16 protein-coding genes are annotated in these 13,535 nt (G+C 41.7%); 10 read left to right on the top strand and 6 right to left on the bottom strand.

Translation table 11 applies throughout. The features are described from left to right. Positions 1-16: 16 nt before the first annotated feature. Positions 17-763, bottom strand: a complete 747-nt coding sequence (locus NSS80_RS16310; RefSeq protein ID WP_041115715.1) for a 3-oxoacyl-ACP reductase family protein — start codon at positions 761-763, stop codon at positions 17-19. Positions 764-950: 187 nt separating this feature from the next. On the opposite strand from NSS80_RS16310, the gene NSS80_RS16305 reads away from it, so the two are divergent. The 7 genes from NSS80_RS16305 (at position 951) to NSS80_RS16275 (ending at position 6,412) form a co-directional block, all read left to right on the top strand. Continuing rightward, the gene (locus tag NSS80_RS16305) at positions 951-1,520 is read left to right on the top strand and encodes a cob(I)yrinic acid a,c-diamide adenosyltransferase (RefSeq protein WP_041115717.1); all 570 of its coding nucleotides are present in this window, start codon (positions 951-953) and stop codon (positions 1,518-1,520) included. 353 nt (positions 1,521-1,873) lie between these two features. Then, on the top strand, positions 1,874-2,266 hold the full coding sequence (locus NSS80_RS16300) for a membrane protein (protein WP_041115718.1): 393 nt from the start codon (positions 1,874-1,876) through the stop codon (positions 2,264-2,266). A 15-nt stretch (positions 2,267-2,281) separates the two neighbouring features. Next, entirely contained in the window at positions 2,282-2,950 is a 669-nt protein-coding gene (locus tag NSS80_RS16295) for a PspA/IM30 family protein (RefSeq protein WP_024423427.1), read from the top strand. Positions 2,951-3,054: 104 nt separating this feature from the next. Further along, positions 3,055-3,924 carry a DUF4097 domain-containing protein gene (locus NSS80_RS16290; protein WP_041115720.1) on the top strand — a complete coding sequence of 290 codons (870 nt, stop codon included), beginning with the start codon at positions 3,055-3,057 and terminating at the stop codon, positions 3,922-3,924. Between the two features lie 3 nt (positions 3,925-3,927). Beyond that, entirely contained in the window at positions 3,928-4,719 is a 792-nt protein-coding gene (gene liaF, locus NSS80_RS16285) for a cell wall-active antibiotics response protein LiaF (protein ID WP_198527488.1), read from the top strand. Beyond that, positions 4,716-5,780, top strand: coding sequence for a two-component system sensor histidine kinase LiaS (liaS, locus tag NSS80_RS16280; protein ID WP_034280874.1), 1,065 nt, complete (start codon positions 4,716-4,718; stop codon positions 5,778-5,780). Before liaF ends, liaS begins: the two co-directional genes overlap by 4 nt. Then, the gene (locus NSS80_RS16275) at positions 5,777-6,412 is read left to right on the top strand and encodes a response regulator transcription factor (protein ID WP_041115722.1); all 636 of its coding nucleotides are present in this window, start codon (positions 5,777-5,779) and stop codon (positions 6,410-6,412) included. The genes liaS and NSS80_RS16275 overlap by 4 nt, the downstream gene beginning before the upstream one ends. Before the next feature lie 42 nt (positions 6,413-6,454). Here NSS80_RS16275 and NSS80_RS16270 read toward each other — a convergent pair whose 3' ends face one another. Genes NSS80_RS16270 through NSS80_RS16255 form a run of 4 tightly spaced genes read right to left on the bottom strand, consistent with a single transcriptional unit; the run spans position 6,455 to position 10,484 of the window. After that, positions 6,455-6,823 (bottom strand): hypothetical protein, encoded by a 369-nt coding sequence (locus NSS80_RS16270; protein WP_041115724.1) that lies wholly within the window; start codon positions 6,821-6,823, stop codon positions 6,455-6,457. 37 nt (positions 6,824-6,860) lie between these two features. Beyond that, positions 6,861-7,982 (bottom strand): Ger(x)C family spore germination protein, encoded by a 1,122-nt coding sequence (locus NSS80_RS16265; protein WP_041115726.1) that lies wholly within the window; start codon positions 7,980-7,982, stop codon positions 6,861-6,863. Then, positions 7,979-9,073 carry an endospore germination permease gene (locus tag NSS80_RS16260; RefSeq protein WP_041115727.1) on the bottom strand — a complete coding sequence of 365 codons (1,095 nt, stop codon included), beginning with the start codon at positions 9,071-9,073 and terminating at the stop codon, positions 7,979-7,981. The genes NSS80_RS16265 and NSS80_RS16260 overlap by 4 nt, the downstream gene beginning before the upstream one ends. Further along, positions 9,060-10,484: a spore germination protein gene (locus tag NSS80_RS16255; protein ID WP_317221843.1), complete on the bottom strand. Its 1,425-nt coding sequence runs from the start codon at positions 10,482-10,484 to the stop codon at positions 9,060-9,062. The genes NSS80_RS16260 and NSS80_RS16255 overlap by 14 nt, the downstream gene beginning before the upstream one ends. Before the next feature lie 112 nt (positions 10,485-10,596). On the opposite strand from NSS80_RS16255, the gene NSS80_RS16250 reads away from it, so the two are divergent. Continuing rightward, entirely contained in the window at positions 10,597-10,764 is a 168-nt protein-coding gene (locus NSS80_RS16250; RefSeq protein ID WP_003213147.1) for a YvzF family protein, read from the top strand. An 89-nt stretch (positions 10,765-10,853) separates the two neighbouring features. After that, entirely contained in the window at positions 10,854-12,248 is a 1,395-nt protein-coding gene (fumC, locus tag NSS80_RS16245) for a class II fumarate hydratase (protein WP_024423418.1), read from the top strand. A gap of 48 nt (positions 12,249-12,296) precedes the next feature. On the opposite strand, the gene NSS80_RS16240 is transcribed toward fumC, so the two are convergent. After that, positions 12,297-13,175 carry a TetR/AcrR family transcriptional regulator gene (locus NSS80_RS16240; RefSeq protein ID WP_317221844.1) on the bottom strand — a complete coding sequence of 293 codons (879 nt, stop codon included), beginning with the start codon at positions 13,173-13,175 and terminating at the stop codon, positions 12,297-12,299. Positions 13,176-13,367: 192 nt separating this feature from the next. On the opposite strand from NSS80_RS16240, the gene spxO reads away from it, so the two are divergent. Then, a complete protein-coding gene (spxO, locus tag NSS80_RS16235) occupies positions 13,368-13,532 on the top strand; it encodes an anti-adapter protein SpxO (protein WP_003212782.1) in 165 nt (54 codons plus the stop codon). Positions 13,533-13,535: the final 3 nt, after the last annotated feature.

Raw genomic sequence — 13,535 nt, 5'->3', positions numbered from 1 at the left:
AAGAGGCTCTTTTTTTCTAGTTCATATACGTTCCGCCATTCATATTGATGGTTTCTCCTGTGATAAAATCCGACTGGTCAGAAGCTAAAAATGTCACAACATTTGCGACTTGTTCTGGTGTTCCAATCGTTTTCAAAGGAATTCTATCTAAAACCGATCGCCGGTATTCATCGCTCCACTGTTTGCTCATGTCTGTTTCAATTGGACCAGGGCAGACAGCATTCACATGAATGTGGTGCTCTGCTAATTCTTTGGCAAGATGCATGGTTAAATAATTGATGCCTGCCTTTGATGCACCGTATGCAGGTGATGCATTGTGGTGAGGGGTTTTGCCAGTTGTAGAACTCATATTAATAATCTTTCCGGCTTGTTGTTTGATCATGTCAGGAATGACCGCTTGGCACATGAGGAACGTGCCGGTCAAATTAATATCAATTAATCGTTTCCACTCATCAAGGGATGTCTCGACTGTTGATTTTCGTAAATTGATACCAGCATTGTTGACGAGCAGATCAATCTGTCCAAAATGTGTTTTCGCTTGCTCCACGAGTGAAGAGGCTGTCTCTGGTAAACTAGCATCACCTGCAACATAAACGGCTCGTTTCTCTTTTTTATTCAGTAAGGAGCAAACCTCTTGAAGCAGCATGTCGTTTGTTCCATTGAGAACGACGTGCGCTCCTTCGCAGACAAGTGCCTCCGCAATGGCGCGGCCAATCCCTCTGCTTGCACCTGTAATGATCGCTACTTTATTTTGTAAACTCACGTACATCCCACCCATCTCTCATTTTAAAAAGCGCTTTCATTCATTATAAAACGGGATGTTTCATCATTCAACATATATAAGGGGATTAGGGTAATTTTCAGTTAATGTGTTTCATAATTAAACAAATACTTCCTTTCAACTTCAGGTTATACTAAAAGGACAAAGCAGTAGAAAAGGGGGCAAACCGTTGAAACTTTATACGAAAACCGGGGATCAGGGTCAAACAGGTTTGATCGGCGGAAGAGCTGATAAAGATGATGTGAGAGTAGAGGCGTATGGAACGCTAGATGAGGCGAATAGCTTTATTGGACTCGCGCATGCAAATTTACGGCAGCATGGCGAATTGTTTCAGGATCTTTTGTCAGAGCTGATTGTTATTCAGCATGAGCTGTTTGACTGCGGCGGTGATTTGGCAGCAGTCAAACCACGTAAAGAAGGCAAATTAACAGAAGCCTCTGTGACAGCCCTTGAGAAAAGGATGGATGTCTATGTAGAAGAGGCCGCGTCGCTCACCAAGTTTATTTTACCAGGCGGTCAGGAAGGCGCTGCTCTCTTACATGTGGCGCGGACAGTCGTCAGAAGAGCCGAGAGGCATATTGTGACGCTTGCAAAACAGGAGGAGATTCCCGCCGTTGCGCTCTCATACGTAAACCGTCTATCCGATTATTTATTTGCAGCCGCCCGAATCGTGAATCATCGGCTTGGTGAAGCTGATGTTGAATATGAACGAAGTGCCGACGTGTTTCGTTCTAAATAAGGAAAGCACTCTTCAAATAGAAGAGTGCCCAGCGTGTAGACAAACCCTCGCATTCTTTGTCAGGTCTGCGCTCCGGTGCTCACGAATGTTCAATTCGCTCCGCTCCGGTACTCGTCCTTCCTAGACTGCAAAGGTTTTCTATCACGCTGAAAAAAGAAGACCAGGGCTAAAATTGCCCTTGGTCAACAATCTGAGCACTCTTCAAATAGAAGAGTGCTTTTTTATTAGGTTCTGCCGCTCAGTCTGAGCATTGTTACGACTCTAGTCGCAATCAAAGATCAATCTGTGACACGTTTTGCCGGCTTTCTTTTTTGACTATAGTTAAAGCAAGGAGCAAGAAAGGAGGCATGAAGATGAAAATAACAAGTAAAACCATTATCGGTTCAATTTTATTGTTTGTCGGTTTATCCATCTTCTTTGGTGGTTCATTTGGTGGACTGATCCCGGTTTTGATTGGGGCAGGCCTCATCTATGTAGGTGTTAAAAAATACGAAAAAGGCAGTAAAACCTTAGGTGTCATTCTAGCAGTCATTGGTGTATTGATCGTCGTGCAATTTTTGCCGTTTATACTTGGCATCGCATTTGCAGGGGTACTTCTTTATTTTGGCTGGTCGATGATCAATGGTGAATCTACCAAAAAATCATCAAGCAGAGCATATATGGAGCCAAACACGGCACCTAATACGGAAGAACCGCTTCACACGTCTTTTGATCAAGAATGGGAAGACTTTTTAAAGAAAAAATAAAAGGAGGAACATCAAATGGTATTAAGAAGAGTAAGAGATATGTTTGTTGCAACTGTCAATGAAGGCTTAGATAAATTGGAGAATCCGCGTGTCATGCTGAATCAATACGTTCGTGATATGGAGGATGATGTTGCGAAAGCGAAACATGCCATCATCAAACAGCAAACGATTCAGCAAGGCTTCCTGCGCAAAGCAGAAGAGACGGAAGCATTTGCTGAAAAGCGAAAGAAGCAGGCCGAGCTGGCATATCATGCGGGAGAAGAGGAGCTTGCACGAAAAGCGCTCACAGAAATGAAGTATTTTGAAGAAAAGCACAACGAATATCAGGAAGCCTACCAGCAATCTGTGAAACAATTGAAAGAGCTGAAAGAGCAATTGCAGCACTTAGAAACGAAGCTGCGTGATATAAAAGACAAGAAGCAGGCACTGATTGCAAGAGCCAATGCCGCACAGGCAAAGCAGCATATGAATGATTCCATCAATAAAGTAGACAGTGAAAGTGCATATAAAGAGTTTCTCCGAATGGAGAACCGTATTGAAGAAATGGAAACAAAAGCAGGCAGCTATGCACAATTTGCGGATCAAGGTGCATATGCTCATTTAGATTATGCCGACGAGGTTGAAAAAGAATGGCAGAAGCTGAAGCTCGAGAAAAAGCCTGAACAACAGCAAGCAAACGTATAGAGATCACATCGGAAGAAAAGCAGGCTTTTTCTTCCGATATTTGATTTCTTTCTGTTTCGCTTTTCCTTATAATGAAAAGGTCAGAAGATAAAGGGATGGTATGAATGAAGCGATTAATCGGTCTAATTTGTATACTTGTAGGTATCTTTTTAATGATTGGCATGCTTTTCAAAAATGAAGATCTCTTTCATTTAAGTTTTTCCCGTGAAAAACCAGTGACAAAAGCTTCAGCGAAAAAAGAGGAGATTGATCAATTAGATATTTCTCTTTCTGGGTTTCGCGTGAAGGTAAAACCTGAAAATCGTTCCGATATTTCCGTGACTGCTGTCAATGGAAAAGGGAAAATGTATGCGGAGCAAACAGGCGGTACCTTTAAAATTCGCGCTGAAAATAAAAGCTTCTTGTTTTTCACTCAATTTGAAAAAGGAGAGCTTTTAGTTAAAATTCCAACAGATTATCATAAAAATGTGAAGATTACGGGTGGAAGCGGAGTCAGCGAGATGAACGGAGAAGGAAAGCTGTCCCTTCAAGATGTGATACTCAAATCAACGAGCGGAAACCTCACAGCTGAGAATTTCTCAGCCAAAAATGTGGAAATCAAAGCAACCTCTGGCAGGCTGGCAGTGTCGCACATCGATGCGAAGGATAGTGATATTGGGGCAACTTCAGGGCGTGCCGATATTAATGATGTCAAAGGCGAGCTGCAATTGGGCATGACAAGCGGCCGGTTGACAGCAAGTTTTGATACAATTGAGTCACCTGTCTCCTTTCATATGACATCAGGGAGCGCGAAATTTAATTTGCCAGATGACGGAGATTTCAACGTTCAGGTGAAAAAAACAAGTGGAAGCGTCGATCACTCGTATGACTTTGATCAAGTGGATAGTGAAGGTCGAGGCTTTACAGGTACGCGGGGGAAAGGGACACATTTAGTCGATATTGAAATGACAAGTGGTAACCTCAAGCTGCGGTAATGAATGAAAGAAAGGAAGGAGGCGAGTCAACTGCGTTTTACAAGGAATCAAATTTTAGGCATCATTGTCGTGATATTTGGTATTAATTTATTTCTCAAAATTATTGGGATCGGAGCAGATTTGTTTTGGCCTGTGTTTTTTGCGCTGGCGGGTTATTGGCTGCACTTACGATCCAAACGTTGGCTCGGTTCAGTTTCCTATATTTTTGCCGGCTTTCTCTTCTTAAAATTTCTGCTCAATATTACATTTAGTTTAACAGGTTACTTATTTGCGGCCTTTTTGATTTATGCAGGCTATCGCTTATTGAAAAATAAACCTGTTTTTGATGTCGATAAAAAGGAAACATCAGACGACGGGAAGCCTTCACTGAAAGTCAATCTTGAAAAAAAGGACGATCAGAAGAAAACAAAAAGCCAGACAAAGCCGCGCAAAGAGCATGACTTTTTTATCGGTGAAGTCAGGCTGATGAAAAAGCCGTTTCAATTAAGTGATTTGACGATTTCAGGTTTTATTGGCGATGTTAAAATCGATTTATCAAAGGCGATCATCGCAGAAGAAGAGAGTACGATCGTGATTAGCGGGCTGATCGGAGATGTGGATATTTACGTACCGCAGGATATTGAAGTATGTGTGAGTGCTTCCGCCGCGATTGGTGATATGAAAATCATAGATGAAAAAAGAAGCGGGTTCGGCAGTAAAGTGTACGTGATGACCAACGATTACGATGAGAGCAAACGAAAAGTGAAAATCTCCATCTCTCTATTGATCGGAGATGTGGATGTGAGATACTTATGAGGAAATTCCATTTAGGCCTCCAGTGGCAATCTGTTCGTCTTGGCGTCGGTATCTCGCTCGGTGTTGTGACGATGACGACACTGCCGATGTTTTTTTATTATCAGCTTGATCCGATGATCCTGCTTTCTACCCGCTGGTTTGGCATACCGTTTTTTTGTATTTTACTCATCGTTAGTCTTGCGATTGGGATTTCTGCCGGGAGTGTATTTGGCTATCAGCATAAGAAGCGCCTCGATCAGCTTGTAGAGTCGATTTTGAAATTTGAAAATGGAAACTTTGCATACAGACTGCCGTCTCTTGGCGACGATGAAATTGGCTTAGCCGCCGATCAATTAAATGAAATGGCGAAGCGGGTCGAAGGGCAAGTAGCCTCTTTGCAAAAGCTTTCAAATGAACGGGCTGAATGGCAGGTTCAAATGAAGAAATCGGTCGTCTCAGAAGAGCGGCAGCGGCTTGCACGAGAGCTCCATGATGCGGTCAGTCAGCAGTTATTTGCAATTTCAATGATGACTTCAGCTATTCTTGAAGGCATGAAGGAAAAGGACGAAAAGATATTAAAGCAAATGCAGCTTGTCGAACGAATGGCTGGCGATGCACAAAATGAGATGCGTGCTCTTCTGCTTCACCTAAGACCGATTACTCTAGAAGGAAAAGACCTGAAAAAAGGCTTGATTGAGCTGCTAAATGAATTCCAAGCAAAGCAGCCGATTGATATTGATTGGGAGATAGAAGATGATGTTCCGTTATCTAAAGGAGTAGAGGACCATCTCTTCCGAATTGTGCAAGAAGCACTGTCGAATGTGTTTAGACATGCAAAGGCGACAAAGGTGACAGTGCGCCTGCTCATAAGGAACAGGCAAGTTCAGCTAAAGATTATCGATAATGGTATCGGCTTTCAAACCGATCATGTGAAGACAGCCTCCTACGGACTTGAATCGATTCGAGAGAGAACAAGTGAAGTAGGCGGTGTCGCAGAGATTATGTCATTTGAGGGAAAAGGCACACAAATTGATGTGAAGGTTCCCATTTTTGATGAAGGAAAAGGAGAGAACGTTCGATGATTCGAGTGCTTTTAATCGACGATCACGAAATGGTGAGAATGGGGCTTGCGGCCTTTTTAGAGGCGCAGGCTGATATTGAAGTCATTGGTGAAGCGTCAGATGGACAAAAGGGTGTAGAGCTAGCCGTTGAATTAAGGCCAGATGTGATTTTAATGGATCTTGTCATGGAAGGGATGGATGGCATCGAAGCAACGAAAAGAATTTGTCAGGAAATTGAAGATGCCAGGATCATCGTTCTGACGAGCTTTATTGACGATGATAAAGTCTATCCGGTGATTGAGGCGGGTGCTTTAAGTTATTTATTAAAAACATCCAAAGCAGGAGAAATTGCTGATGCCATCAGATCTGCAAGTATCGGCGAACCAAGACTTGAATCAAAAGTGGCTGGAAAGGTCATGAATAAACTCCGTCATTCATCAAATGGATCCATCCTTCATGATTCATTAACAGCACGAGAAATGGAGATCTTGAAGCTGATTGCGGATGGGAAATCGAATAAGGTCATTGCCGAGGAATTATTTATTACAATTAAAACGGTGAAGACCCATATTACCAACATTCTTTCCAAACTTGATGTGGAAGATCGAACACAGGCGGCTGTGTATGCGCACCGTCATAAGCTGATTCAATAAAAAAACAGCTTTCAAGTGAAAGCTGCTAGAACATGCGTAAAATTAGTCCTTCTGTCCTGTGATCGGACGTTCGGATAGTTGATGGAGCTCAGGAACTGGAAAAGCCTCCTGCTCCTTGGCCGATTTTTCTTCCAGGGTTTTCTTCATTTCGGATAAAAGCTTTACGCTCTCCTTTGCTGCTGCCGCTTTTTTTTCCTGCAAATCAATGATCTGTGAAAGTCCGACGAATAATCCGCCTCCCATCAGAAGGAGCGCAGGGGTTTGTCCATAATAAACCACGATCAAAAATGTGCTTGAAAAGCTGTCGGCTTCAATGAAGAAATCTTCTTTTGATTGCGTGAATACAACGATTAACAGAAGTATCCCTAGAATCAAAAATAGAATGCCGGCCGAAAGTAAAGCTCGTTTCATGATTGACACCCTTTTTTTCTTACCATTTTAACATACTCTATAAAGATTGTGTTGCGCCCTTAGTCCCGAAGTCACGGATTTTCACATTTGTCTTGTAACGAATGTCCGATTCACTAAAAATCTCATCCCAATGCTTCGCTTCTTTTCGAAAGTCCTTCGGATACGCAATACTCGCTTTTTGATAAAACCCGCAAATATCTGCTTTGATCTCATGCTGTAATTCCCCAATGAAATCTTTTACGCTTTTCTCTAATTGACGCTCCACTACACCTTCAATCTCTTGAAGATACTTTTCATTAAATGAGTTTTCGCGTTCATTCCAATCCTCAGACAATCGTCCATCAAGCTCCACTGATACATCAAATTGATATCTTCCGCTGGCTGTTTTATTCGTTTCAATGCTGTGTTTCAGTTTGAAAATTTCAAACGAATAGATGCTGTGATCATATTCAAATTCAATGACTCCGCCTTCTCCGTCTCCGGTCAACAGGTTGTATGACTGCACGGCTAACGGAGAGATGCTGGTGAGAAATCGTCTGTTCTTAATAATAGAGGCTCCGTCGAGTATTAATTTCCCTTGATCCACACCGACTTTCGGAACAGCAAAAGATACGTTGTTTTGCATAGCAGAAGAAATATCTCCTAATGAAGCGGGCTTGAGCATACGTATAGTCGATTTAGTATTCCTAGAAATATCATATAATGTAGAAGAAGCTGGCTGTCCATCGTCATTGATTTTCAGCAAGTCCCCAGGCTTCTCAGAAGTCATAAAGACAAGGCTTCCTCTCCGTGTTTCATTGTCGCGAATAAATTGATTAATGACGAGGTCGAAATTATTCTCATTGATGAGCTCCTCAGAAAATAAATACACCCTCAGCTGCTGGGCGAAAATCCGGTGACTCTTGAGCGTTGTTGTTCGGAATATTTGATGTACGGAATCACCACTAGTTTCAATAATCTTTGTTGGGTCTTTTACGCTGGATTCTTGCTCAATTTTTTGAGGAACAAGGACTTGCATAGATATTTTAAGCTTATGACCGTCATCTCCTTTATCTAAGCCAAAACCAATCGCCATGTTGAGCTCCTCAATATTGGTACTATCCCAGCATCCACTTAATAGAACAAGGGCCAGGTATGCAAAGGCCGCCTTTTTTTTCATGCTGCTTTCCGCCTCCTTTTAAAAAACACGATGATAAATAAGAGAAACGGGAGGATGCCGAATAAAAGGAAAAATAAATGGTTCACATAGGTTAGATAATCACGCACTGTATCAACATCCTTTGGGAAAACGGCGGCAAAGTAGATGACAATTCCCATCAACGTGAGTACGACTTTTTTGGGTAATTTTGTTAGTTTGGATACCCCCATTGCAGCAAAAAACGTATATCCTACAAAGTTCGTATAAAGCTGAACAAGCCAAACGATAAGCAAAAAAGATTCAATTCGCTCAATAAAAATCCCCTGTATATCGAACGATTGAAATAAAGCAATCGTCGGCCAAGTCAACGTCGCAGTTTCTTTCACGGTGAACGCACCAACGACAAGAATATAGGTGAAAATATAGATGATCGCAGGAATCAAAAAGCCGATTGCGCCATAAGCAAAGGTGTGTTTTTGCGTGTTCATATAGACAGGCATAAACAGCATCATTTCAATGCCGACAAACGAAATGGCTGATGCGTTAAGGGATTTGAAGACAGGGGAGAATCCCTCTCCTAAAACAGGCCGGAGGTTATCTAACTTAAATTCTTGAACACTGAGTCCATATGCAACAAATAAGATAATCAAGGTCACAATGAGGAAAAAAGGGCACAGTCTGGCAAAATCACCAATCCCGCCGACTACGAGATAAAGACCAACCAAAATAAAGCTGATCATTGTCACCGCTACAGGTGTGTTTTGAAGCAGAAAGAACTTCACCATTTCCGACATAGCCCGCACTTCATAGCTGGCAACGCCGAGAAAATAAATAATAATGAGCAGGTTAGCAAGGGCACCGATCCACTTGCCAAGCCCCTCGTTCGTATAATCATAGTAAGAGGAGAAGGGGACTTTTTTCATCATAAGGACATTCGCAAAAATAAATACAATGTAAATGCCACTCATGAGTAAGAGCGCAATCCAGCCGTCAGGTGTAGCTGCAGCCTGAGCCATTGCTCTTGGCAGAATCATCATACTTGCACCTAATGTTGTATTGGCAATGATGGCACTTGCCTGATAGCTGGTGATCGACTCTTTATGATTGACCATATCGTTCTCCTTTCTTTTGATTTTTTAAAGGCAATCGAATGATGGAATTGTCTTCATTTTTATAGCTGAACACAAAGTCTGGCGAAAAATAAGGCGTACCAAAACTTTTTTGCCGTGTTAAATGGGTAAGGAGAACGAGCATGAACAGCACAATCCCATATAAACCCAAAGTAGCTGCCGTAAACATGGACACAAAGCGGAGCACGCGAAACGACATGCCCATCCCGTATTGAGGCACAGTAAAGGAAGCAAGGGCAATCACACTGACGATTATCACCATAATCGAGCTCACAATATGAGCCTGAACGGCCGCCTGCCCAATGACGACTCCGCCTACAAGTCCAATCGTTTGACCGAGCGGATTTGGCAGCCTTAAACCAGCTTCCCGCAGCAGCTCAATCGTTATCTCCATGATGAGTGCCTCCACAATAGGCGGAAAGGGGACATTTTCTCTTGTACTTGAGATCGAAATAGCCAGTGTTGTTGGTAAAAGTCCTTGATGGAAGGACACAAGCGCAATATAAATGGCTGATAAAAATAATGTCAGAAAGATAGAGGTAAACCGCAGCATACGAATGAGAGAGGCGGCGATCCACCTTTCATAATAATCATCAGGTGATTGCATAATCGTCGCGAGAGAAGCAGGTACAATTAACACAAAAGGTGAATGATCAACAAAAATGGCGACACGTCCATTATTTAAAGCAGATGCCACTTTATCCGGCCGTTCTGTGTTTTGGATTTGCGGGAAAGGCGAGTACACATTGTCCTCAATCAGTTCCTCAAGAACACCAGAATCTTGTATATCATCAATCGTGACCTGTTTGAGCCTTTTTTTCACTTCTTTTAAAACAGACGATTGAGCCATACCGTCAATGTACATGATGGTCACTTGGGTGTACTTTTTTTGACCAATTTTCATGTCGACGGTTTTAAGATCGGGGTTTTTCAAGCGCTGCCTCACAAGAGCTAAGTTCGTATCTAAATCTTCAATAAAGCCAATTTTCGGGCCTCTCACAATTGTTTCAGAGGTAGCATCACCTATACTGCGTTTCTTCGTTCCATGCGTTTCTAAAATATACGCATGCTGAAATCCGTTAATCAGTACCACACAATGCCCTTCAAAAATCGCATCGACCAATTCCTCGGTGGTCTTCACAGAACGGGTGGTCATCATCGATAAATTGGATTCCAGCTTCCCTTTTGTGAGAGACGTATGATCTTGGAGAAGCAGCTTTAAAAAGGTTTGAATCTCCATCGTTTCGTTCATTTCTTTTATGTATAAATAGTAAACCACCTGTCCGTGAGGCAGTGTTTTTTTCTCATGGACCAAATCGTCCATTTCTTTTAATTGCGGAAGGATGACGGAGAGATTATCGTATAAGTGCTCTTTTAATGGAGTTTGATTCATTTGGATCACCCGCCTCAAATCTTTTTCTTAGCATTACCTGCTTGAAAAAACAATATTCTGTGTTACATTATTTTGTGGTAAAAGAAAGAATGAGGGTTTTGGAGGAAACAAGATGGCACAGATTCGTTTAGCAGGAACAAAAGAGGAGATCGACCGTATTCTACAGTCGTTTGACAAGCATTATGAGGTGACCTATACATCAAAGGATTACGGAAAAACGAACCCAAAATACAAATATTCGAAGGATGTTCGCGTTTATATTGAACTAAAATTAAAATAAAGATAAAATTTTAATTGAAAACGCTTAAAGGATTTTCGTTTTTTGTATAGAATAGAGTTGAGTGATGAGAAGCTATGGAGGGATACATAATGACAGAATTTAGAATCGAAAAAGATACAATGGGCGAAATCAAAGTGCCGAAGGACAAGTTCTGGGGTGCACAAACACAACGAAGCAAAGAAAATTTCAAAATCGGTTCTGAGAAAATGCCAAAGGAAGTTGTGAATGCGTTTGCAATTTTGAAACGTAGTACAGCGATTGCGAACGAACGACTTGGCAACCTTGAAAGCGAAAAAGCAGAAGCAATTGCTGCTGTATGTGATGATATCATCAGCGGAAAGTATGACGAGCATTTCCCGCTTGTTGTTTGGCAGACAGGCAGTGGAACACAAAGTAACATGAACATGAACGAAGTCGTTGCAAACAGAGCAACTGCTTACTTGAAAGATAAAAATAGCGAGTTCAGCATTCACCCGAATGATGACGTTAACCGCAGCCAAAGCTCAAATGATACATTCCCAACTGCTATGCACGTGGCAGCTGTTTTAGCTGTGTACAAAAAATTGCTGCCTGCAATTGACCAGTTAAGAACAACTCTTGATGAGAAAGCAAAAGCGTATCAAGAGATTGTGAAAATCGGCCGTACGCACTTGCAGGATGCAACACCGCTGACAGTTGGCCAAGAGATTAGCGGCTGGGTATACATGCTGGATCGTTCAAAAGAAATGATTCTAGAATCAACTGAAAAAATGAGAGAATTAGCCATTGGCGGAACTGCTGTTGGTACAGGAATTAACGCACATCCTGAGTTCGGTCAATATGTTGCTGAGGAAATCAGCCAGCTGACAGGTCAAACTTTCAATTCTTCACCAAACAAATTCCATGCGCTGACAAGCCATGATGAAATTACGTATGCACATGGTGCCTTAAAAGCACTTGCAGCTGATTTAATGAAAATTGCCAATGATGTAAGATGGCTTGCAAGTGGTCCTCGCTGCGGAATTGGCGAATTGATCATTCCTGAAAATGAGCCGGGAAGCTCCATTATGCCAGGAAAAGTTAACCCAACCCAAAGTGAAGCATTAACTATGATTGCAGCGCAAATCATGGGGAATGATGCCACAATCGGTTTTGCGGCAAGCCAAGGAAACTTTGAGCTGAACGTATTTAAGCCAGTCATCATTTATAACTTCCTGCAATCAGTTGAACTACTTGCTGACGGCATGAATTCATTCCATGACAAGTGTGCAGTTGGAATCGAACCAAACCTTGAAACGATTGAGAAAAACTTGAACAATTCATTGATGCTTGTGACGGCACTTAACCCGCACATCGGATATGAAAATGCAGCGAAAATTGCGAAGCTTGCGCATAAAGAAGGATTAACACTAAAAGAAGCAGCACTTCAATTAGAGCTGTTAACTGAAGAGCAATTCGAGCAATTTGTGAAACCAGAGGAAATGGTGACACCGAAAGCAAAATAAGAAACCAGGGGCAGCTGCCCCTGGTTTTTTTCATTGAAAGTGATGTGTTTACAAATAATCCTCTTTCAAAATACGCAAAAGTGAATCAGAATTGGTTTGAAGCGGTGCATATAATTTCAATTGGTACAGCATGCCTTTCACGATGACCTGTCTTGGTTTTTGTTTGTTTAATTCATTTTCCAGGATGCCAAGCGCTTCAAATAACTCAGGCTCGTCTTTCACTTCATAGTGTGCTTCAGCAATCTCTCTTAATTCCTGTAAAAGAGATTCTGTGAGCGGATCGAATGACCTTTCATAAATCGGACCAAACCAATCGCTCGCTTGATCTACAGAAATGAGAGGAAGATCATTTCGCTTCATCATACCGCCCATCAAATCATCGATACGGTGAATCATGGTTGTGGCAAGCTCTTCTGCTTCCAGCTGAAAATCATATAAAATCGCAAGCTCGAAATAAACGTGGCTCATGCCCTCAATCGTCAAACATAAATCAGCCATATAAGGAATGGCAGCGTCTCCATACACTTGTTTAATATTATCGATATGAAGCTGAATCGTCGCAAGCCTAATTTGTTTTGCGAGCTGCTGCGTTTCTTGAGTCATAGGAAGCGCTCGATCGCTCAGCTGCATTTTAATAAAATCCTTTTGCTGCAAAATATTATCGTAATAGACAGTGAGCTGTTTGCGGTAGGCTTCTTTTGGTGTGCCGCCCTCTGTTTGAACCTCATGAATCCGGGTAAATACCTTATCGTAATAGTAATGAAGGATCGAAATGAGCAATGCTTCCTTTGATTTAAAATAAAGATAAAAAGCACCCTTTGACATGTGGCATTCATCCGCAATTTCCTGAACAGACGTTGTGTTGTAGCCTTTGCTGGCAAATAATTTCATGCCAGCCTCAATGATCATTTTTTCTTTCTTTTTCAATATGAATGTCATCCTTTCTTACCGAGAGACAAATGTCTTAGGAAACGTGCGCAAAGAGATGTGACTTAATGGTCATAAACGACGAAAGTTTTCAAAAATTAATCAGATTGTAACTTGTTTTTTACAGTGTAATTCTTTATATTATAAAGTAAGGTGACCAACTGGTCAAAATATGTGAAAGGATGATGTTCCATGAGAGAAATCGATGATATGATTAGACGCTTGCGAACAAAAGGGATTCAAGTAGAAAAAGTCAAAATGCCGAAAGAGACAACCATTGAAAAGAAATGGATGTATCAAGCTGGCAAAAAGATCAAAGCCACATACCGTGATTTCAATGGGTATTCATTCATTTAAAAA

The organism is Bacillus sp. FSL M8-0350 (genome assembly GCF_038593345.1).
Lineage (GTDB): Bacteria > Bacillota > Bacilli > Bacillales > Bacillaceae > Bacillus > Bacillus safensis.
This window is presented reverse-complemented; position numbering and strand designations above follow the sequence as displayed.

Coding starts and splice junctions, on each gene's coding strand:
- NSS80_RS16300 (WP_041115718.1), top strand. CDS start 1,874: ATGAAAATAACAAGTAAAACCATTATCGGTTCAATTTTATTGTTTGTC.
- NSS80_RS16295 (WP_024423427.1), top strand. CDS start 2,282: ATGGTATTAAGAAGAGTAAGAGATATGTTTGTTGCAACTGTCAATGAA.
- NSS80_RS16290 (WP_041115720.1), top strand. CDS start 3,055: ATGAAGCGATTAATCGGTCTAATTTGTATACTTGTAGGTATCTTTTTA.
- liaF (WP_198527488.1), top strand. CDS start 3,928: ATGAAAGAAAGGAAGGAGGCGAGTCAACTGCGTTTTACAAGGAATCAA.
- liaS (WP_034280874.1), top strand. CDS start 4,716: ATGAGGAAATTCCATTTAGGCCTCCAGTGGCAATCTGTTCGTCTTGGC.
- NSS80_RS16275 (WP_041115722.1), top strand. CDS start 5,777: ATGATTCGAGTGCTTTTAATCGACGATCACGAAATGGTGAGAATGGGG.
- NSS80_RS16270 (WP_041115724.1), bottom strand. CDS start 6,823: ATGAAACGAGCTTTACTTTCGGCCGGCATTCTATTTTTGATTCTAGGG.
- NSS80_RS16265 (WP_041115726.1), bottom strand. CDS start 7,982: ATGAAAAAAAAGGCGGCCTTTGCATACCTGGCCCTTGTTCTATTAAGT.
- NSS80_RS16260 (WP_041115727.1), bottom strand. CDS start 9,073: ATGGTCAATCATAAAGAGTCGATCACCAGCTATCAGGCAAGTGCCATC.
- NSS80_RS16255 (WP_317221843.1), bottom strand. CDS start 10,484: ATGAATCAAACTCCATTAAAAGAGCACTTATACGATAATCTCTCCGTC.
- NSS80_RS16250 (WP_003213147.1), top strand. CDS start 10,597: ATGGCACAGATTCGTTTAGCAGGAACAAAAGAGGAGATCGACCGTATT.
- fumC (WP_024423418.1), top strand. CDS start 10,854: ATGACAGAATTTAGAATCGAAAAAGATACAATGGGCGAAATCAAAGTG.
- spxO (WP_003212782.1), top strand. CDS start 13,368: ATGAGAGAAATCGATGATATGATTAGACGCTTGCGAACAAAAGGGATT.